Annotated in this window: 1 protein-coding gene; it reads left to right on the plus strand. The window is 47.3% G+C overall.

What is annotated here, in order from left to right; genetic code table 11:
• On the plus strand, window positions 1-511 hold a 511-nt coding region (locus tag R7Z77_RS25700; protein WP_318137092.1), incomplete at its 5' end, for a protein-L-isoaspartate(D-aspartate) O-methyltransferase.
• Window positions 512-698 lie beyond the last annotated feature (187 nt).

Consider the following 698-nt stretch of genomic DNA (forward strand, 5'->3'; position numbering starts at 1 on the left):
GATGATGCACCAAGCCTACGATAACAATGCGCTACCGATTGGTCAGGGACAAACTATTTCTCAACCTTACATCGTCGCTCGCATGACCGAGCTGCTTGAGCTTCAACGTGCTAGTAACGTTTTGGAAATCGGAACCGGTTCTGGGTACCAAACCGCAGTTTTAGCACAAATCGTTGACCATGTTTATTCCGTTGAACGCATCAAATCTTTGCAATGGGAAGCGAAACGTCGTCTTAAGCAACTTGATATCTACAATGTCTCGACGAAGCATGGTGATGGCTGGTTAGGATGGGAAACGAAAGGTCCGTTTGACGCCATCATTGTTACCGCTGCTGCAGAAGTGATTCCCCAAGCGCTTCTCTCACAGCTAAAAGATGGCGGTAAAATGGTGATTCCTGTCGGAGATGCTGAGCAGCAACTACTTAGAATTGAACGCAAGGGTGACGAGTACCTTTCTACCGTTGTGGAAATGGTTCGCTTTGTTCCTCTTGTCGCGGGTGATTTGGCTTAAGGATCTGAGGTTAGGTGAGTAAGTTACTGCGTCATATTGGTATTAGCTTTGTATTAGCTGCGGGACTCGTTGGTTGCGCGGCTCACTCACCTGCGCCTGTTTCCAGCCTAAAGAAGGATTATTCGAGCGTTGAGCGTGGCAGTTATAGAGGGAGTTACTACGAAGTAAAGAAAGGTGACACACTTTA

The organism is Vibrio sp. 1401, from assembly GCF_033340295.1.